The 20,262-nt window shown below is 63.0% G+C and carries 13 protein-coding genes, 2 tRNA genes and 3 rRNA genes; 10 read left to right on the top strand and 8 right to left on the bottom strand.

Features of this window, described 5'->3' with window-relative positions; genetic code table 11:
• Window positions 1–95 precede the first annotated feature (95 nt).
• The 6 genes from rrf to KR541_RS01310 form a co-directional block, all read right to left on the bottom strand.
• Window positions 96–208: ribosomal RNA gene (gene rrf, locus KR541_RS01335) — 5S ribosomal RNA — on the bottom strand.
• Between the two features lie 226 nt (window positions 209–434).
• Window positions 435–3,315, bottom strand: a 23S ribosomal RNA gene (locus KR541_RS01330).
• Window positions 3,316–3,601: 286 nt separating this feature from the next.
• Window positions 3,602–3,677: transfer RNA gene (locus KR541_RS01325), tRNA-Ala, on the bottom strand.
• 38 nt (window positions 3,678–3,715) lie between these two features.
• A tRNA-Ile gene (locus KR541_RS01320) sits at window positions 3,716–3,792 on the bottom strand.
• A gap of 63 nt (window positions 3,793–3,855) precedes the next feature.
• Window positions 3,856–5,388, bottom strand: a 16S ribosomal RNA gene (locus KR541_RS01315).
• The 16S, 23S and 5S rRNA genes sit together here with 2 tRNA genes alongside, the layout of an rRNA operon.
• A 566-nt stretch (window positions 5,389–5,954) precedes the next feature.
• Window positions 5,955–7,229 (bottom strand): SGNH/GDSL hydrolase family protein, encoded by a 1,275-nt coding sequence (locus KR541_RS01310; protein WP_050018274.1) that lies wholly within the window; start codon window positions 7,227–7,229, stop codon window positions 5,955–5,957.
• Between the two features lie 200 nt (window positions 7,230–7,429).
• On the opposite strand from KR541_RS01310, the gene paaA reads away from it, so the two are divergent.
• The 8 genes from paaA (at window position 7,430) to KR541_RS01270 (ending at window position 13,988) form a co-directional block, all read left to right on the top strand.
• On the top strand, window positions 7,430–8,428 hold the full coding sequence (paaA, locus tag KR541_RS01305; protein ID WP_050018275.1) for a 1,2-phenylacetyl-CoA epoxidase subunit PaaA: 999 nt from the start codon (window positions 7,430–7,432) through the stop codon (window positions 8,426–8,428).
• Between the two features lie 36 nt (window positions 8,429–8,464).
• A complete protein-coding gene (gene paaB / locus KR541_RS01300) occupies window positions 8,465–8,749 on the top strand; it encodes a 1,2-phenylacetyl-CoA epoxidase subunit PaaB (RefSeq protein ID WP_006482881.1) in 285 nt (94 codons plus the stop codon).
• A 10-nt stretch (window positions 8,750–8,759) separates the two neighbouring features.
• Window positions 8,760–9,563 (top strand): 1,2-phenylacetyl-CoA epoxidase subunit PaaC, encoded by an 804-nt coding sequence (gene paaC / locus KR541_RS01295; RefSeq protein ID WP_050018276.1) that lies wholly within the window; start codon window positions 8,760–8,762, stop codon window positions 9,561–9,563.
• Window positions 9,564–9,588: 25 nt separating this feature from the next.
• The gene (gene paaD, locus KR541_RS01290; RefSeq protein ID WP_050018277.1) at window positions 9,589–10,143 is read left to right on the top strand and encodes a 1,2-phenylacetyl-CoA epoxidase subunit PaaD; all 555 of its coding nucleotides are present in this window, start codon (window positions 9,589–9,591) and stop codon (window positions 10,141–10,143) included.
• A 2-nt stretch (window positions 10,144–10,145) separates the two neighbouring features.
• Entirely contained in the window at window positions 10,146–11,234 is a 1,089-nt protein-coding gene (paaE, locus tag KR541_RS01285) for a 1,2-phenylacetyl-CoA epoxidase subunit PaaE (protein WP_050018278.1), read from the top strand.
• A gap of 439 nt (window positions 11,235–11,673) precedes the next feature.
• Entirely contained in the window at window positions 11,674–12,486 is an 813-nt protein-coding gene (locus tag KR541_RS01280) for a DUF1835 domain-containing protein (RefSeq protein WP_050011867.1), read from the top strand.
• A 16-nt stretch (window positions 12,487–12,502) separates the two neighbouring features.
• Window positions 12,503–13,108, top strand: coding sequence for a TetR/AcrR family transcriptional regulator (locus tag KR541_RS01275; RefSeq protein WP_006482923.1), 606 nt, complete (start codon window positions 12,503–12,505; stop codon window positions 13,106–13,108).
• Between the two features lie 232 nt (window positions 13,109–13,340).
• Window positions 13,341–13,988 carry a GNAT family N-acetyltransferase gene (locus tag KR541_RS01270; RefSeq protein ID WP_124556854.1) on the top strand — a complete coding sequence of 216 codons (648 nt, stop codon included), beginning with the start codon at window positions 13,341–13,343 and terminating at the stop codon, window positions 13,986–13,988.
• 56 nt (window positions 13,989–14,044) lie between these two features.
• Here KR541_RS01270 and KR541_RS01265 read toward each other — a convergent pair whose 3' ends face one another.
• Window positions 14,045–14,569 (bottom strand): Lrp/AsnC family transcriptional regulator, encoded by a 525-nt coding sequence (locus KR541_RS01265; protein ID WP_040143005.1) that lies wholly within the window; start codon window positions 14,567–14,569, stop codon window positions 14,045–14,047.
• Window positions 14,570–14,784: 215 nt separating this feature from the next.
• Here KR541_RS01265 and hppD point away from each other — a divergent pair, with 215 nt between their 5' ends.
• Window positions 14,785–15,882, top strand: coding sequence for a 4-hydroxyphenylpyruvate dioxygenase (hppD, locus tag KR541_RS01260; RefSeq protein WP_050011865.1), 1,098 nt, complete (start codon window positions 14,785–14,787; stop codon window positions 15,880–15,882).
• A gap of 133 nt (window positions 15,883–16,015) precedes the next feature.
• Here the strand turns inward: hppD and KR541_RS01255 are convergent, their stop codons facing one another.
• The gene (locus KR541_RS01255) at window positions 16,016–16,210 is read right to left on the bottom strand and encodes a hypothetical protein (RefSeq protein ID WP_050011864.1); all 195 of its coding nucleotides are present in this window, start codon (window positions 16,208–16,210) and stop codon (window positions 16,016–16,018) included.
• Between the two features lie 330 nt (window positions 16,211–16,540).
• Here KR541_RS01255 and KR541_RS01250 point away from each other — a divergent pair, with 330 nt between their 5' ends.
• Window positions 16,541–20,131 carry an indolepyruvate ferredoxin oxidoreductase family protein gene (locus KR541_RS01250; protein WP_089488061.1) on the top strand — a complete coding sequence of 1,197 codons (3,591 nt, stop codon included), beginning with the start codon at window positions 16,541–16,543 and terminating at the stop codon, window positions 20,129–20,131.
• The last annotated feature ends 131 nt before the right edge of the window (window positions 20,132–20,262 follow it).

Here is a 20,262-nt window from a genome sequence, read left to right as displayed (position 1 = left end):
CGTACGTAGCCTCGGTCACGCCTCGCCACATGCTTTTTGGAATGCCGAAATGCAAAAACCCCCGCCTTGTCGGGCGGGGGTTTCTGGCTTAGGGAGCCTGACGATTACCTACTTTCACACGGGAATCCGCACTATCATCGGCGTAGAGTCGTTTCACGGTCCTGTTCGGGATGGGAAGGGGTGGGACCGACTCGCTATGGTCATCAGGCAAAGGGGGTTGTTGCGTTGCTTCGCAGCGCAACCAATCTTGGAAGAAGCAGTAATTTTGAGTTGTGTGTATCACACACGAGAATCCAACTTGTCTCGTCTTGCTACGCAGGTCGCCGGTACTTCAACCGGCGCGCCGCATCGATCAGCTTCGCTGCTCGACGCTCTGCGTGGGATGCTCGTAAGTGCTGAAGCACTAACGATCATCGACAAGGCAGACTTGTTATAGGATCAAGCCTTACGGGCAATTAGTATCAGTTAGCTGAACGCATTACTGCGCTTACACACCTGACCTATCAACGTCCTGGTCTCGAACGACCCTTCAAGGGGATCTAGTCCCCAGGGATATCTCATCTTAAGGCGAGTTTCCCGCTTAGATGCTTTCAGCGGTTATCTCTTCCGAACATAGCTACCCGGCGATGCCACTGGCGTGACAACCGGTACACCAGAGGTTCGTCCACTCCGGTCCTCTCGTACTAGGAGCAGCCCCCTTCAAATATCCAACGCCCACGGCAGATAGGGACCAAACTGTCTCACGACGTTTTAAACCCAGCTCACGTACCTCTTTAAATGGCGAACAGCCATACCCTTGGGACCGGCTACAGCCCCAGGATGAGATGAGCCGACATCGAGGTGCCAAACACCGCCGTCGATATGAACTCTTGGGCGGTATCAGCCTGTTATCCCCAGAGTACCTTTTATCCGTTGAGCGATGGCCCTTCCATACAGAACCACCGGATCACTATGACCTGCTTTCGCACCTGCTCGACTTGTCGGTCTCGCAGTTAAGCACGCTTATGCCATTGCACTATCAGCACGATTTCCGACCGTACCTAGCGTACCTTCGTACTCCTCCGTTACGCTTTGGGAGGAGACCGCCCCAGTCAAACTGCCTACCATGCACTGTCCCCGACCCGGATCACGGGCCAAGGTTAGAACCTCAAACAAACCAGGGTGGTATTTCAAGGACGGCTCCACCGAAACTAGCGTTCCGGTTTCATAGCCTCCCACCTATCCTACACAGATCGGTTCAAAGTCCAATGCAAAGCTACAGTAAAGGTTCATGGGGTCTTTCCGTCTAGCCGCGGGTAGATTGCATCATCACAAACACTTCAACTTCGCTGAGTCTCGGGAGGAGACAGTGTGGCCATCGTTACGCCATTCGTGCAGGTCGGAACTTACCCGACAAGGAATTTCGCTACCTTAGGACCGTTATAGTTACGGCCGCCGTTTACCGGGACTTCAATCAAGAGCTTGCACCCCATCATTTAATCTTCCGGCACCGGGCAGGCGTCACACCCTATACGTCCACTTTCGTGTTTGCAGAGTGCTGTGTTTTTATTAAACAGTCGCAGCCACCAGTTTATTGCAACCCCTTCACCCTCCTGGCGCAGGCCAGTCAAGCTACAAGGGCGTACCTTATCCCGAAGTTACGGTACCAATTTGCCGAGTTCCTTCTCCCGAGTTCTCTCAAGCGCCTTAGAATACTCATCTCGCCCACCTGTGTCGGTTTGCGGTACGGTCATCGTTAGACTGAAGCTTAGAGGCTTTTCTTGGAACCACTTCCAATTGCTTCGCTCCCTAAGGAGCTCGCGCCACACCCTTGAATTGCGCGCCCGGATTTGCCTAAGCGCCTTCTCCAATGCAGCGACCGGGACTTCCAACACCCGGACAACCTTCCGCGATCCGTCCCCCCATCGCATCTAACAATGGTGCAGGAATATTGACCTGCTTCCCATCAGCTACGCATTTCTGCCTCGCCTTAGGGGCCGACTCACCCTACGCCGATGAACGTTGCGTAGGAAACCTTGGGCTTACGGCGAGGGGGCCTTTCACCCCCTTTATCGCTACTCATGTCAGCATTCGCACTTCCGATACCTCCAGCACCCTTTACAAGGCACCTTCGCAGGCTTACGGAACGCTCTCCTACCATGCGAGCAAGCTCGCATCCGCAGCTTCGGTATATAGCTTAGCCCCGTTACATCTTCCGCGCAGGACGACTCGATCAGTGAGCTATTACGCTTTCTTTAAAGGGTGGCTGCTTCTAAGCCAACCTCCTGACTGTTTTAGCCTTCCCACTTCGTTTCCCACTTAGCTATATTTGGGGACCTTAGCTGGCGGTCTGGGTTGTTTCCCTCTTGACACCGGACGTTAGCACCCGATGTCTGTCTCCCGTGATTGCACTCTTCGGTATTCGGAGTTTGCTATGGCGGGGTAATCTGCAATAGACCCCCCAACCATGACAGTGCTCTACCCCCGAAGGTGAGACACGAGGCACTACCTAAATAGTTTTCGGAGAGAACCAGCTATTTCCAGGTTTGTTTAGCCTTTCACCCCTATCCACAGCTCATCCCCTAACTTTTCAACGTTAGTGGGTTCGGACCTCCAGTACGTGTTACCGCACCTTCATCCTGGCCATGGATAGATCACCTGGTTTCGGGTCTACGCCCAGCAACTGAACGCCCTATTCGGACTCGCTTTCGCTACGCCTGCCCTATACGGTTAAGCTTGCTACTGAACGTAAGTCGCTGACCCATTATACAAAAGGTACGCCGTCACCCCTTGCGAGGCTCCGACTGTTTGTATGCATGCGGTTTCAGGATCTATTTCACTCCCCTCCCGGGGTTCTTTTCGCCTTTCCCTCACGGTACTGGTTCACTATCGGTCGATCACGAGTATTTAGCCTTGGAGGATGGTCCCCCCATCTTCAGACAGGATTTCACGTGTCCCGCCCTACTTGTCGCACACCTAGTTCTTTCATACTGTTTTCGCCTACAGGGCTATCACCTGCTATGGCCGCACTTTCCAGAGCGTTCGGCTAACAATACAAATAAAGAGTGCAAGGCTCATCCCATTTCGCTCGCCACTACTTTGGGAATCTCGGTTGATTTCTTTTCCTGCGGTTACTTAGATGTTTCAGTTCACCGCGTTCGCTTCACTGGACCTATGTATTCAGTCCAGGATGACCCAAAAGGGCCGGGTTTCCCCATTCGGACATCTACGGATCAAAGCTCGTTTGCCAGCTCCCCGTAGCTTTTCGCAGGCTACCGCGTCCTTCATCGCCTGTGATCGCCAAGGCATCCACCACATGCACTTGTTCGCTTGACCCTATAACGAGTCTGTCTCTCGACAGCCGCTACAGGTTGAGTTCTCGCGTTGTGCCGTATTCCAATTTAAGTCGAACATGGAGTTCGAATCATCTTGAGATACATCGATACAATCACAACCCGGATAACTTCCACGTCCATCTCGAGACGCTTCCGCTATCCAAATTACTTACTTCTTCCAGATTGTTAAAGAACGACAGCCGATACTTTCGTACCGCTCTGACTGGCTCAATCGCCAATGACAAAGGCTCGCACGACGCTTCGTTCGAACGCTTGTCATTGAAGATTGGTGGAGGCAGACGGGATCGAACCGACGACCCCCTGCTTGCAAAGCAGGTGCTCTCCCAGCTGAGCTATGCCCCCATGAGTACAGATGCCTCAGGTGTGTTACCGCCAGACAATGGTGGGTCTGGTTGGATTCGAACCAACGACCCCCGCCTTATCAAGACGGTGCTCTAACCGACTGAGCTACAGACCCCTGAGTCTGTCTTTGATTTACAGCCGATAAGCGTGAGCGCTCAACTTGTGCGAGAAGCTCTGGAAAGGAGGTGATCCAGCCGCACCTTCCGATACGGCTACCTTGTTACGACTTCACCCCAGTCATGAATCCTACCGTGGTGACCGTCCTCCTTGCGGTTAGACTAGCCACTTCTGGTAAAACCCACTCCCATGGTGTGACGGGCGGTGTGTACAAGACCCGGGAACGTATTCACCGCGGCATGCTGATCCGCGATTACTAGCGATTCCAGCTTCATGCACTCGAGTTGCAGAGTGCAATCCGGACTACGATCGGTTTTCTGGGATTAGCTCCCCCTCGCGGGTTGGCAACCCTCTGTTCCGACCATTGTATGACGTGTGAAGCCCTACCCATAAGGGCCATGAGGACTTGACGTCATCCCCACCTTCCTCCGGTTTGTCACCGGCAGTCTCCTTAGAGTGCTCTTGCGTAGCAACTAAGGACAAGGGTTGCGCTCGTTGCGGGACTTAACCCAACATCTCACGACACGAGCTGACGACAGCCATGCAGCACCTGTGCGCCGGTTCTCTTTCGAGCACTCCCACCTCTCGGCAGGATTCCGACCATGTCAAGGGTAGGTAAGGTTTTTCGCGTTGCATCGAATTAATCCACATCATCCACCGCTTGTGCGGGTCCCCGTCAATTCCTTTGAGTTTTAATCTTGCGACCGTACTCCCCAGGCGGTCAACTTCACGCGTTAGCTACGTTACTAAGGAAATGAATCCCCAACAACTAGTTGACATCGTTTAGGGCGTGGACTACCAGGGTATCTAATCCTGTTTGCTCCCCACGCTTTCGTGCATGAGCGTCAGTATTGGCCCAGGGGGCTGCCTTCGCCATCGGTATTCCTCCACATCTCTACGCATTTCACTGCTACACGTGGAATTCTACCCCCCTCTGCCATACTCTAGCCTGCCAGTCACCAATGCAGTTCCCAGGTTGAGCCCGGGGATTTCACATCGGTCTTAGCAAACCGCCTGCGCACGCTTTACGCCCAGTAATTCCGATTAACGCTCGCACCCTACGTATTACCGCGGCTGCTGGCACGTAGTTAGCCGGTGCTTATTCTTCCGGTACCGTCATCCCCCGACTGTATTAGAGCCAAGGATTTCTTTCCGGACAAAAGTGCTTTACAACCCGAAGGCCTTCTTCACACACGCGGCATTGCTGGATCAGGCTTTCGCCCATTGTCCAAAATTCCCCACTGCTGCCTCCCGTAGGAGTCTGGGCCGTGTCTCAGTCCCAGTGTGGCTGGTCGTCCTCTCAGACCAGCTACTGATCGTCGCCTTGGTAGGCCTTTACCCCACCAACTAGCTAATCAGCCATCGGCCAACCCTATAGCGCGAGGCCCGAAGGTCCCCCGCTTTCATCCGTAGATCGTATGCGGTATTAATCCGGCTTTCGCCGGGCTATCCCCCACTACAGGACATGTTCCGATGTATTACTCACCCGTTCGCCACTCGCCACCAGGTGCAAGCACCCGTGCTGCCGTTCGACTTGCATGTGTAAGGCATGCCGCCAGCGTTCAATCTGAGCCAGGATCAAACTCTTCAGTTCAAACCTGTTACTGTTTTCGGTTCGGTTAAGAACCGGTCGCTCACTCAAAGCTGACAGGAATATGAATCACTTCATAAACCTGACTTACTTTAGTGTGAGACTCTTGATACTTTCGCTATCTGATCCGAGGATCAGCTCGCTTTCATCAAGCGCCCACACTTATCGGCTGTTAATTTTTAAAGAGCATTCTGCGAGGAACTTCGTATTTCCCGGCAGCGCCGCGTTTTCAGCAGCAGAGAAGCGAGATTATGAACCGTGTTTCGCAGCTCGTCAACAACTTTTTACACTACATCGTTGCGACTGCGGGGCTCAACTTCCTGTACCGCCAAGGCTCGCTACGACCGAACCCCAACAGCACCGCTTCCCTTCCTTCCGCGCCGCGTTTCCGTTAGCGCGAAAGAGGCGTGATTCTATGCATCCGCCCCCATCCGCGCAAGCCCTTTATGAAGAAAGTTTGAAAAAGCCTCCGTGCGCTGACGCACACGGAGGCTTCAGGCTCGACGGACGATGTCGCGCTGCCGGCCCGCAGGCCGTCGGCAACCTTTCCCTCTATATATAGAGCCGCGTCATTTGCCGCCCACCGCAGCCTGCAGTTGCTCGATCGGCACCGCATCGGCCATCGCCGTGTAGCCCGCATCGCTCGGATGGATGCCGTCGCCGCTATCGTATCGGCGCTGCAGCACGCTCGGGCGCGCCGGATCGCGCAGCACAGCGTCGAAGTCCACCACGCCGTCGAACCCGCCTCCGCTCCGGATCCACCGGTTCACCTCGAGCCGGATCGCTTCGCGTCCGGGCGGCAACGCCGCCGGCGTCAGCGTCGCGCCGAAGACCTTCACGCCCTGGCGGTGCGCCGCGTCGATCAGCCGGCGATAGCCGTCGATCAGCGACGCGGCGGTCACCTGCGTATGCGGGTGATCGCAATCGAGCCCCGCGCGCGGCGGCATCGCCGCAAAGTTGATGTCGTTGATCCCGATCAGCACGATCACCGCCTTCACGCCCGAGCGCGACAGCGCGTCACGCTCGAACCGCGACGCCAGCGACGTGCCGTAACACGCGGAATCGCTGAGCAGCCGGTTCCCGCTGATGCCGAGATTCACGACGCCGATCGAATCGGCACTCGACGCCATCAGCCGGCGTGCGAGCGCGTCGGGCCAGCGACGGTTGCGGTTCACGCTGGAGCGCAACCCGTCGGTGATCGAATCGCCGATCGCGGCGACGCTGCCGCGTGCGGAGCCGGCTTCGACGGCAAGTTCCGTCACCCATGCATATTGAGTAAAGCGGGTGCGGAACACGTCGGCGCCCGGATTGCCCACTTGATCGCCCGGCGCGGACACATAGTTGAACTGGTTCGACACGCGATGCCAGACCGTCATCCGCTGGTTCGGCCCCATCTGGAGACTAATCGCATATGGCTGCGCGGCCGTCACGTCGATCGACACCGGATCGCTTTCGCGCGCCTGGCCCGGTGCGAGCGTCACCGACGCGCTGCCGCCGAACCGGACCGGTACCACCGCGCCGCCGGCGAGCGCGGCCCCTTCGCCGGCACGCGCGAGGCTCGCGGCCTCGACGACCAGCGGCGCGCGACCGTAGGCGTTGCTCACGCGAATCCGCGCGGCCCGCCCCGACACGGTCGGGTAGACGATCTGCCGCACGGTTCTCCCGGCCACGTCGGGTGCGCGGTAGAGCGGCGGCGGTGCGGCGAGGTCAGGAATCGGCTGCAGCGCGGTCGCCCACGCGGCGACCCAACCCACCGGCGAGCCCGACGCCGCCGACGCCGCAAGCGGCGACACGAAAACGGCCGCGCCCAGCACGGCCGCGGCGACACTGCTTCGAAATGACATCGGCAAAATCCTCATCGGAAAGCGGGCATTGTGCCGCAGAAGACGCGAGACCCACGTGCGAGGCCACACGTGCGCGACCGGATCGCGCCCCGACGTCCCTCGTTTACCCGTGTCTCGCCGAAAATTCGCAACAAATTTATTAACCGACCGGTCGGTTGGTTTATACTTCGCACACATTCAACCGGACGAGAGCTTTCGCCATGTACACGCAATCCCTCGACATCCCCGGCAACGTCGCGCCGCTCGATGCCGCAGCCGAGTCGCCCGAACAGGCGCGGTTCGATGCGGTGATGGCCGCGGACGGCAAGATCGAACCGCAGGACTGGATGCCCGACGCATATCGCAAGACGCTGGTACGCCAGATCTCGCAGCACGCGCATTCGGAAGTCGTCGGCATGCTGCCGGAAGGCAACTGGATCTCGCGCGCGCCGAGCCTGAAGCGCAAGGCGATCCTGCTCGCGAAGGTGCAGGACGAAGCCGGCCACGGCCTCTACCTGTACAGCGCGGCCGAAACGCTCGGCGTATCGCGCGATTCGCTGATCGACGCGCTGCACGCCGGCAAGGCGAAATACTCGAGCATCTTCAACTACCCGACGCCGACCTGGGCCGACGTCGGCGTGATCGGCTGGCTCGTCGACGGCGCCGCGATCATGAACCAGATCCCGCTGTGCCGCTGCACGTACGGCCCGTATGCGCGCGCGATGATCCGCGTGTGCAAGGAAGAGTCGTTCCACCAGCGCCAGGGTTTCGACGCGCTGCTGTCGATGATGAAGGGCAGCGACGCGCAACGCGCGATGGTCCAGCAGGCCGTCGACCGCTGGTGGTGGCCGGTACTGATGATGTTCGGCCCGAGCGACGCCGATTCGGTCCACAGCAGCCAGTCCGCGAAATGGGGCATCAAGCGGATCTCGAACGACGACCTGCGCCAGAAATTCGTCGACGCGACGGTCGATCAGGCAAAGGTGCTCGGCGTGACGCTGCCCGACCCCGACCTGAAATGGAACGAGGCGCGCGGCCACTATGACTACGGCGCGATCGACTGGGACGAATTCTGGCGCGTCGTCAATGGCGACGGCCCGTGCAACAAGGAACGCCTCGCGACTCGCGTGAAAGCACACGAGGACGGCGCCTGGGTGCGCGAAGCCGCGCTCGCGCACGAAGCGAAGCGTCGCGCCCGCGCCGAACAGCACGCCGCCTGAGCGGCACCCCCCGAATTCAGGAATCAGGAGAAAGCGATGAACAAGGAATGGCCGATCTGGGAAGTGTTCGTGCGCAGCAAGCAGGGCCTCGACCACAAGCACTGCGGCAGCCTGCACGCCGCCGACGCGACGATGGCGCTGCGCATGGCGCGCGACGTCTACACGCGGCGCCAGGAAGGCGTGAGCATCTGGGTGGTGCCGTCGTCGGCGATCACCGCATCGGACCCGAGCGAGAAGGCCGAACTGTTCGAACCGGCGGGCGACAAGATCTACCGTCACCCGACGTTCTACACGTTGCCCGACGAAGTCAACCACATGTAACGCCCGCACCATGACGATCACGCCCGAACACCTCTCCTACGTGCTGCGCCTCGCGGACAACGCGCTGATCCTCGGTCAGCGCAACGCCGAATGGTGTGGCCATGGCCCGATCCTCGAGGAAGACATCGCGCTCACCAACATGAGCCTCGACCTCATCGGCCAGGCGCGCATGCTGTATACGCACGCGGCCGAGCTCGAGCGTCAGCTCACCGGCGCGGCGAAGACGGAAGACGATTACGCGTACTTCCGCACCGAGCGCGAGTTCGCGAACTTCACGCTCGCCGAACTGCCGCACTACGGGCCCGTCTCCGGCACCGCACACGCCGACAAGGACTACGCGGTGACGATCGTGCGCAACTTCCTGTACGCGGCGCTGATGCTGCACGTGTGGAGCGCGCTGGAAACGTCGACCGACACGCAGCTCGCCGCGATCGCCGCGAAATCGGTGAAGGAAACCCGCTATCACGTCCAGCATGCGCGCGAATGGCTCGTGCGCCTCGGCGACGGCACCGACGAATCGCACCGCCGCGCGCAGGCCGCGCTCGATTACCTGATGCCGTACACGCGCGAATGCTTCGCCGCCGATGCGATCGACGACGCGATCGTCGCCGCGGGCATCGGCCCGGCGCCGGCCGCGCTCGAGGCCGCGTGGCGCGCGGACGTGGACGACGCGCTCGCGGAGGCCACGCTCGCGCTGCCGGCACCGGTGAAGCACGTGACGACCGGCAAGCAGGGCGAGCATTCGGAACACATGGGCTACCTGCTCGCCGAAATGCAGAGCCTCGCGCGCCAGCACCCCGGCGCGAGCTGGTAACCGGCCCACGCCACGGAGCCCGCCGATGTCCGCCCAGACCGCCGCCCCTACCGCCGCCGCGCACCGCGACGATCCGCTGCTCGCCCACGCGTGGGACGTACTCGAAGCCGTGCCCGATCCGGAGATTCCGGTCGTGTCGATCCGCGAGCTCGGCATCCTGCGCGACGTCCGCCGCGCGGACGACGGCCAGCTCGAAGTCGTGATCACGCCGACCTACTCGGGCTGCCCGGCGATGTCGCAGATCGCCGAGGACATCGCCGCCGCGCTGCAGGCCGCCGATCTGCCGCCGCACCGGATCGAGACGGTGCTCGCCCCCGCGTGGACGACCGACTGGATCACGCAGGAAGCGCGCGACAAGCTGCGCGCGTACGGCATCGCGCCGCCGGTCGGCCAGTGCGGCAGCGCCGTGCCGCGGGAGAACGTCGTGCGCTTCGTGCCGCGGCCGGTCGCGGCGCCCACCTGCCCGCGCTGCGGCTCCGCGCGCACCGAACGTCTCGCGCAATTCGCGTCCACGGCCTGCAAGGCGCTGTATCGCTGCGTCGACTGCCGCGAACCCTTCGACTACTTCAAACCCTACTGAATATGGCGACCCCGCAATTTCACCCGCTGCGTATCCGCGACGTGCGGCCCGAGACCGCCGACGCCGTGACCGTCTCGTTCGACGTGCCGCCCGAGCTGCGCGACGCGTACCGCTTCACGCAGGGCCAGTTCGTCACGTTGAAGGCCCACATCGACGGCGAGGAGACGCGCCGCTCGTATTCGATCTGCGTCGGCACGACGGACTACGATCGCGACGGCGAACTGCGCATCGGCATCAAGCGCGTGCGCGGCGGCCGCTTCTCGAACTTCGCGTTCGACACGCTGAAGCCCGGCCACACGATCGACGTGATGACGCCGGACGGCCGCTTCTTCACGCACCTGAACGCCGACCATGGCAAGCAGTACGTCGCGTTTTCCGGCGGCTCGGGAATCACGCCGGTGCTCGCGATCGTGAAGACGACGCTCGAACTCGAGCCGCGCAGCACGTTCACGCTGATCTACGGCAACCGCAGCGTCGACGCGATCATGTTCGCGGAGGAGCTCGAGGACCTGAAGAACCGCTACATGAACCGCTTCGTCCTCTATCACGTGCTGTCGGACGACCTGCAGGACGTCGAGCTGTTCAACGGCGTGCTCGACCAGGCGAAATGCGCGGAATTCCTCGCGACGCTGACGCCGGCCGACGCGATCGACGAGGCGTTCATCTGCGGCCCGGCGCCGATGATGGACGCGGCCGAAGCCGCGCTGAACGCGGCCGGCGTGCCGCAGGCGAAGGTGCACGTCGAGCGCTTCGGCACGCCGCTGCCGCAGGCCGGCGCACCGGTCGTCGAGATCACCGACCAGACGCCGGCCGCCGACCTCGAAATCGTGCTCGACGGCAAGAAGCGCAAGCTGCGTCTGCCGTACGAAGGCGTGAGCCTGCTCGACGTGGGCCTGCGCGCGGGCCTCGCGTTGCCGTACGCATGCAAGGGCGGCGTGTGCTGCACGTGCCGCGCGAAGGTGGTCGAAGGCGAAGTGCGGATGGAGAAGAACTACACGCTCGAGGCGCACGAAGTGAAGGACGGTTTCGTGCTCACGTGCCAGTGCCACCCGATCAGCGACAAGGTCGTCGTGAGCTTCGACGAGCGTTGAGCGGCGTCGCGTCGCGGCGCCTGACGGTTTCTCGCCGTCACACATCTCGCTTACACTAGGGTCTGTTTACATATGGAACGCGCATGCGTTGCCACGAGAACGGCCGCTCGCGAGGCGCGCGACGCCGCGAATACTGACGTATTCGCAAGGAGCGCAACGCGGCGAGCGGCCATTCTCGTGGCAACCCCAAATTAAAAAATCATTCCACGGGAATGCCCGAAATCGCCCGTATGGCGGCGTCGCTCGTCGCTTGTTTGGCTCGGCCAAACGGCGCTCCTCACTCCTTGCCATACGCCCCGGAGGAAGTCCCCTTGGGGGACGAGCGATTTCGGGCATTCGCATGCGCGTTCCATATGTAAACAGACCCTAGGGGCCGCCGGCCGGCTGGACATCGCAACGTCCGCCCGGCCGGCGGTTTTCTTTTGTTGACGACAGGCCGATGAGTACCATTCATGTGATTCAGGGCGGCACCGCCGCCGCGTCGCTGCGCGAAGCCCTCGCGCAAACCGGACGCGACGAGCGCGTCGTCGGTTTGCTCGACGATCTCGGCGTCGGGCCGCTGAAGGGCGCCGACGAGACGCCCGACACGCGCGCCACCTTCTGGCAGCACGTGCTCGGCGACCAGATCCCCGACTGGAACGCGGAAATCGAGGCCGAATTCGCGCGCCTCGACCAGCTCGCGACGGAGACCGGCCAGGTCGTCGTGTGGCACGCGCCGAGCGTCGGCGACAAGCTGCTGCTGCGCCGCGTCGCCTATCACCTGCGCAACGTGCCGCAGCGCCTGAACGAGGTGCGGCTGTCGGCCGCCGATCTCGACGCCGCGCAGCGCGCAGCGCTGTCGCGTACCGACCAAGCCTGCGCGACCGGGATGTTCTCGCCCGCGGAACTGGCGCGCAAGCGGCCGGCGGCCGCGCCGGTCTCGGTCCTGCGCATCGGCCGCCTCGCGCTCGAATGGCAGGAAGCGAAACATCTGAACGCCGAACTGCGTTATTGGGTCAGCAACACGATCAAGAGCGGCCACTACGCCGATCTCGACGCGTTGATCGTCGAGCGCGCGGAAACCGACTGGCAGCCCGCGCGACATCTCGTTGGCAGCATCATGGCCGCCGCCGACCGCGGCGGGCTGTTCGTCAGCGACTCGCTCGCGTGGTGGCGCTGTCGCGAACTCGCGGCCGCCGGCCGGCTCGAGCTGCAGGACGACGCGCCCGACGCCCTCTCTTCCACGCAGGTGCGCGCCGCCGCGCACCGCTAATCTTCCGCATTCGACCATGGCCCGAACCCGAGCGCCCGACCACGAATCCCAGCGCGAGCAGATCCTCGACCTGGCCGCCGAGAAATTCGCGCAGACGAGCTACCCGAGTACGTCGATGTCCGATCTCGCGACCGCGAGCGGCACGTCGAAGGCGCGGCTCTATCACTATTACGAGAGCAAGGAAGCGATCCTGTTCGACCTGCTCGACCGCTACACGAAACGGCTGATGCTGATCATCGCCGAGGTCGAGGGCGCGAGCCAGCGGCGCGGCCTCAGCGAGCGCGACGCGTTCGCCGAACTCGTGCGCGCGTTCCTCGCCGAATACGAGACGTCGCACAGCCGCCACGTCGCGCTGCTCAACGACGTGAAGTATCTCGAGGACGCACAGCGTGAAATCGTGCTCGACCGCCAGCGCGACATCGTCGCGGCGTTTACGCGGCAGCTCGCGCGTGCGTACCCGGACCGCATCTCGAAGGAAAACCAGACCTCGGTGACGATGATGGTGTTCGGGATGATCAACTGGACCTTCACGTGGCTGAAGCCGGGCGGCCGCCTCGGCTACCGCGACTTCGCGGAACAGGTGATCGACCTCATCGAGCGCGGGCTGTCGACGGCGGCCTGATTGCCGCGCAGCAGCATGCGTTGCGCGACGGGCACAGCCGACCGCCCGCCGCGCATTTCATATGATGAATTTTAAATTCGCTTAAAATCAATAACTTAAAGAATGAACTAAGCGGTTTTAGAATTCCCCCTCAGCACAAATAACGTCAAATACGGGTTTTCCCCAACCTCGCTCGGGTAAAATGCTGTTGCATTGCACAACCCGCTTGTGCACCCACACTGAGGAACCCACGATGAACACGCAATTCAACGGCCGTGCCGCTGCTGTCGGCAAGGTCGCTACTGCGCCGGTTCTCGTCAGGGAACTGGCTTCCAAAGACCGTGAGCAGATGCTCACCCACTTTCTCTCGCTCGACGAAGAGGACCGCCTGCTGCGCTTCGGCCAGATGGTGCCCGATCACGTGATCGAGAACTATGTCCGCACGCTCGACTTCGGTCGCGATACGGTGTTCGGCGTGTTCGACCACGACCTCGAACTGATCGGCGTCGGCCACCTGGCCTACCTGCCGGCCGAGGGCGACACGCGCACGGCCGAATTCGGCGTGTCGGTGCTCGAAAGCGCGCGCGGCCGCGGCGTCGGCTCGAAACTGTTCGAGCGCGCGGCGATCCGCAGCCGCAACACGCACGTGACGATGCTGTACATGCACTGCCTGTCGCGTAACGCGACGATGATGCACATCGCGAAGAAGTCCGGGATGCGGATCGAGTACGCGTACGGTGAAGCCGATGCGTATCTGTCGCTGCCGCCGGCCGACCACTCGACGATCATCGCCGAGATGCTGCAGGAACAGGCCGCGGTGTTCGACTACGCGATGAAGCGCCAGGCGCGCCGCACGACGAAGTTCATCGAATCGCTGATGCCGGCCACACTGACGGCCTGACGTCGGCCAGCCGGGCCGCGCCTGCGGCGCGCCCGGCGCCCCCCTTCCCCGCCACGCTAGCGCACCGAACGAATCGGCAACGCCGTCGTTTCCTTGAAGCAATCGAGCGAGAAGCTCGTCTTCACGTCGATCACCGACGGGTGATGCAGCAGATGCTCCTGCACGAAGCGGGAGAAATGCGCCATGTCCTCGACCTGTACGCGCAGCAGGTAATCCATGTCGCCCGTCATCGCATGGCACGCGACCACTTCCGGCCAGGTCTGCACGGCCGCGCGGAACAGCTCCGCGTGGGTCGCGCCCGCGCGCGCCGACGTCTCGTCGGCCCGGACCGGCGCGAGGCCGCCGCGCTTTTCGAGCCGCACGCTCACGTAGGCGAGCAGGTCGAGCCCGAGCTTCTGCGGATTCAGCAGCGCGACGTAGCCGGTGATCACGCCGATTTCCTCGAGCCGCCGGATTCGCCGCAAGCACGGGCTCGGCGACAGGTTCACGCGCTCGGCGATCTCCTGGTTCGACAGGCGCCCGTTCTCCTGAAGAATCGCGAGAATGCGCCGGTCGATGGCATCCAATTCGGCTTGCGCCATCTTCTGCCCTCCACTGAGTGTTTTGAGACTGGAAATTGCGCCATCGTAGGCGCGGGCGATTAAGTTCGCAAGTTTCCGCTCGCGGCCGCCCGCTACACTCTGTCGCATGTCTCGGCTTGCCGCGCACGCTCGTGATGGGCGCGGCCGTCGACATCGAACCACGCCGGGCACGCGCACGCCGCCCCCGGCCGATCGCCCCGCACAGGAGACACGACATGCAGATCCCCACCTGGGACAACCCCGTCGGCACCGACGGCTTCGAATTTATCGAATACACGGCACCGGACCCGAAAGCACTCGGACAACTGTTCGAACGGATGGGTTTCACCGCGATCGCGCGCCACCGCCACAAGGACGTGACGGTGTACCGCCAGGGCGACATCAACTTCATCATCAACGCCGAACCCGATTCGTTCGCGCAACGCTTCGCGCGGCTGCACGGCCCGTCGATCTGCGCGATCGCGTTCCGCGTGCAGGACGCCGCGAAGGCGTACCGGCACGCGCTGGAACTCGGCGCATGGGGCTTCGACAACAAGACGGGCCCGATGGAGCTGAACATCCCGGCGATCAAGGGGATCGGCGATTCGCTGATCTACTTCGTCGACCGCTGGCGCGGCAAGAACGGCGCGCAGCCGGGCGCGATCGGCGACATCAGCATCTACGACGTCGACTTCGAGCCGATTCCCGGCGCGAACCCGAACCCGGTCGGCCACGGCCTCACCTACATCGACCACCTGACGCACAACGTGCATCGCGGCCGCATGCAGGAATGGGCCGAGTTCTACGAGCGCCTGTTCAACTTCCGCGAAGTGCGCTATTTCGACATCGAAGGCAAGGTGACGGGCGTGAAGTCGAAGGCGATGACGTCGCCGTGCGGCAAGATCCGCATCCCGATCAACGAGGAAGGCTCGGACACGGCCGGCCAGATCCAGGAATACCTCGACGCATATCACGGCGAAGGCATCCAGCACATCGCGCTCGGCGCGAGCGACATCTATCAGGCAGTCGACGGGCTGCGCAGCAAGGAAGTGAAGCTGCTCGACACGATCGACACGTATTACGAACTGGTCGACCGCCGCGTGCCGAACCACGGCGAATCGCTGGACGAACTGAAGAAGCGCAAGATCCTGATCGACGGCGCACGCGACGACCTGCTGCTGCAGATCTTCACCGAAAACCAGATCGGGCCGATCTTTTTCGAGATCATCCAGCGCAAGGGCAACCAGGGCTTCGGCGAAGGCAACTTCAAGGCGCTGTTCGAATCGATCGAGCTCGACCAGATCCGCCGCGGCGTCGTGCAGGACAAGGCCTGACGCCCCCGCCGCGCGGCGCCTCCGAGCAACCGGGGGCGGCCGCGCGATCCGGCCGCACAAAGAAAAAGGGCGGGAATCCGAGGATTCCCGCCCTTTTTGCATGCCGGCGAGGCCCGCGGGCCGCGCGATCGCATCAACGCACGTTCGCCTTCGACGCGGCGGCGCGCTCGACCGACGGCTGAGCTGCGGCGTCCTGAGCGGGCACGATCTGCTGCATCTGTGCGCCGGCTGCCGCCAGCGCGCTCGCGCCTCGCGCGTGCACCGGGCCCGTCATCGAGAAAAACGCGGCGGACACGATCAGGAAACTCTGGATATGACGTGTGTTCATTGCACCTCCTGTAAAACTGCCGGCGCCTCCCCGACTGCGTCGGAACGAACCCACGCGGCCGGGCACCTCCGGCAGGCCGACAAGATTAACGGCATTTGCCCGCAGATCAACGCCGCTTTACATGCTTTTACATGATGTAACGCATGATCTCGCCCTGTTTCATGGTGCGTGGCGGCCCTTTCCCTCGCGTTGCGACCGATGGGCGGCGGGTTTGCCCCAGTGCTACCATCCCTTAAAACCGGCGAACATGCCGGCCACTGCGGACGCGTCCAAAAGATGCCGACGCAACCGAAGTTTTGGTGATCCCAGACCGGGTGGAGGAGACAGTTAATGAATGCCCCGCTAGACGCAGACCAACGCGCGTCGCTAGAAGCCGCGCTGAAGTCCGTCACGCTTGACGACAAATACACGCTGGAACGCGGCCGCGCGTACATGAGCGGCATCCAGGCCCTCGTGCGCCTGCCGATGCTCCAGCAGGAACGCGATCGCGCCGCCGGTCTCAATACGGCCGGTTTCATCTCCGGCTACCGCGGCTCGCCGCTGGGCGGCCTCGATCTGTCGCTGTGGAAAGCCAAGCAGCACCTGGCCGCCCACCGGATCGTGTTCCAGCCCGGCCTCAACGAAGATCTCGCCGCCACCGCCGTGTGGGGCTCCCAGCAAGTGAACCTGTACCCCGGCGCGAAGTACGACGGCGTGTTCGGCATGTGGTACGGCAAGGGTCCGGGCGTCGATCGCACGGGCGACGTGTTCAAGCACGCGAACTCGGCCGGCTCGTCGCAGCACGGCGGCGTGCTGGTGCTGGCCGGCGACGATCACGCGGCGAAATCGTCCACGCTCGCGCATCAGTCCGAGCACATCTTCAAGGCCTGCGGGCTGCCGGTGCTGTTCCCGTCCAACGTGCAGGAATATCTCGACTTCGGCCTGCATGGCTGGGCGATGAGCCGTTACTCGGGCCTGTGGGTCGCGCTCAAGTGCGTGACGGACGTCGTCGAATCGTCGGCGTCGGTCGACATCGACCCGCATCGCACCGAGATCGTGCTGCCGACCGACTTCATCCTGCCGGAAGGCGGGCTGAACATCCGCTGGCCCGACCCGCCGCTCGTGCAGGAAGCGCGGCTGCTCGACTACAAGTGGTACGCGGCGCTCGCCTACGTGCGCGCAAACAAGCTCGACCGGATCGAGATCGACTCGCCGCATGCGCGCTTCGGGATCATGACCGGCGGCAAGGCGTACCTCGACGTGCGCCAGGCGCTGACCGACCTCGGCCTCGACGACGAAACCTGCGCGCGGATCGGCATCCGGCTCTACAAGGTCGGCTGCGTGTGGCCGCTCGAAGCGCAGGGCGCGCAGGCGTTCGCGCGCGGCCTCGACGAAATCCTGGTCGTCGAGGAAAAGCGCCAGATCCTCGAATACGCGATCAAGGAAGAGCTGTACAACTGGCCCGACGCGCAGCGCCCGCGGGTGTTCGGCAAGTTCGACGAGAAGGACGGTGCCGGCGGCGAATGGTCGGTGCCGATGGGCAACTGGCTGCTGCCCGCGCACTACGAGCTGTCGCCCGCGATCATCGCGAAGGCGATCGCGACGCGGCTCGAGAAGTTCGAGTTGCCGTCCGACGTGCGCGCGCGCATCGCCGCGCGGCTCGCGGTGATCAACGCGAAGGAAATGGCGCTCGCGAAGCCGCACGTGCAGACCGAGCGCAAGCCGTGGTTCTGCTCGGGCTGCCCGCACAACACGTCGACCAACGTGCCGGAAGGCTCGCGCGCGATCGCCGGGATCGGCTGCCACTACATGACCGTGTGGATGGACCGCAGCACGAGCACCTTCAGCCAGATGGGCGGCGAAGGCGTGCCGTGGATCGGCCAGGCGCCGTTCACCGACGAGAAGCACGTGTTCGCGAACCTCGGCGACGGCACCTATTTCCATTCGGGCCTGCTCGCGGTGCGCGCGGCGATCTCGTCGAAGGCGAACATCACCTACAAGATCCTCTACAACGACGCGGTCGCGATGACGGGCGGCCAGCCGGTCGACGGCGTGCTGACGGTGCCGCAGATCACGCACCAGCTCGCGTCCGAAGGCGCGAAGAAGATCGTGATCGTCACCGACGAGCCGGAGAAGTACGACAGCCAGAAGGCGCTGCTCGCGCCGGGCGTGACGATCCACCATCGCGACCAGCTCGACGACGTGCAGCGCGCGCTGCGCGAGATCGAAGGCACGACGATCCTGATCTACGACCAGACCTGCGCGACCGAGAAGCGCCGCCGCCGCAAACGCGGTACATACCCGGACCCGGCGAAGCGCGTCGTGATCAACGACGCGGTGTGCGAAGGCTGCGGCGACTGCTCGGTGCAGTCGAACTGCCTGTCGGTCGAGCCGCTGGAAACCGAATTCGGCACGAAGCGCCAGATCAACCAGTCGAGCTGCAACAAGGACTTTTCGTGCGTGAAGGGCTTCTGCCCGAGCTTCGTCACGGTCGAGGGCGGCCAGTTGAAGAAGCCGAAGGCGGTGGCGGTCGACGGCGGTGCGCTGCCGCCGATTCCCGAACCGACGCTGCCGGCGATCGATCGCGCGTACGGCGTGCTCGTCACCGGCGTGGGCGGCACGGGCGTCGTCACGATCGGCGCGCTGCTCGGGATGGCCGCGCACCTGGAAAACAAGGGCGTGACCGTGCTCGACGTCACCGGCCTCGCGCAGAAGGGCGGCGCGGTGATGAGCCACGTGCAGATCTCGCACGCGCCGACCGACATTCATGCGACGCGGATCGCGATGGGCGAAGCCGATCTCGTGATCGGCTGCGATGCGATCGTCACGGCCGGCGACGAATGCACGTCGCGGATGCGGCACGACACGACGCGCGTGGTCGTCAACAGCGCGCAGACGCCGACCGCCGAGTTCATCAAGAACCCGAACTGGGCGTTCCCCGGCGTGTCCGCAGAGAACGACATCCGCGCGGCAGCCGGTGAAGCGGTCGACTTCATCGATGCGAACCGCTTCGCGGTCGCGCTGCTCGGCGACGCGATCTACACGAACCCGTTCGTGCTCGGCTACGCGTGGCAGAAGGGCTGGCTGCCGCTGACGCTCGCGTCGCTCGAACGCGCGATCGAGCTGAACGCGGTATCGGTCGACAAGAACCGCGCGGCGTTCGACTGGGGCCGCCGCGCCGCGCACGACCTGGCCAGCGTGAAGCAGGCCGCGGCCGGCGACGCCCGGCCCGCGCAAGGCGCGACGGTGATTTCGCTGCACACGAAGAAGGCGGTCGACGCGCTGATCGCGAAGCGCGTCGAATTCCTCACCGCGTACCAGAACGCCGCGTACGCGTCGCGTTATGCGGCATTCGTCGACAAGGTGCGCGCCGCCGAGCGCGCGCTCGCCGACGGCGACACGGTGCAGGAGCCGCTGACCGAAGCGGTCGCGCGCAACCTGTTCAAGCTGATGGCGTACAAGGACGAATACGAGGTCGCGCGGCTGCAGTCCGATCCCGCGTTCCTCGCGCGGCTGACCGCGCAGTTCGAAGGCGACTGGAAGCTGAAATTCCACCTCGCGCCGCCGCTGTTCGCGAAGACGGACGCCCACGGCCATCTCGTGAAGAAGGCGTACGGCCCGTGGATGATGTCCGCGTTTCGGCTGCTCGCGAAGGCGAAGTTCCTGCGCGGCACGGGGCTCGACCCGTTCGGCCGCACCGCGGAGCGCCGCACCGAGCGCGCGCTGATCGGCGAATATGAAGCGCTGATCGGCGAGGTGCTGGGCAGGCTGAACGCGGCCAACCGGCCGCTCGCGCTCGAGCTTGCGGCGCTGCCGGACGGCATTCGCGGCTACGGCCACGTGAAGGAGAACAACCTGCGCGCAGTGCGGCAGAAGTGGGACACGCTGCTCGCGAAGTGGCGCTCGCCGGCAGGCGGCCAGTCGCATCAGCAGGTCGCGTAACGGTGCGCGCGGCGGGCGTTCGCGGTCCGGATGCCCGCCCCGCGCCGCCGTCGCCCTTAGGGTTCACGCGAAAAAAAAACGCCACGGAACGCAGGTTCCGTGGCGTTTTTCATTGTGCCGCGCGTGACGCG

Origin of the sequence: Burkholderia sola (genome assembly GCF_905400185.1) — a bacterium.
Classification (GTDB): domain Bacteria; phylum Pseudomonadota; class Gammaproteobacteria; order Burkholderiales; family Burkholderiaceae; genus Burkholderia; species Burkholderia sola.
Note: the sequence above shows the minus strand (reverse complement) of the source record. Positions and strands in the feature narration are given on the sequence as shown.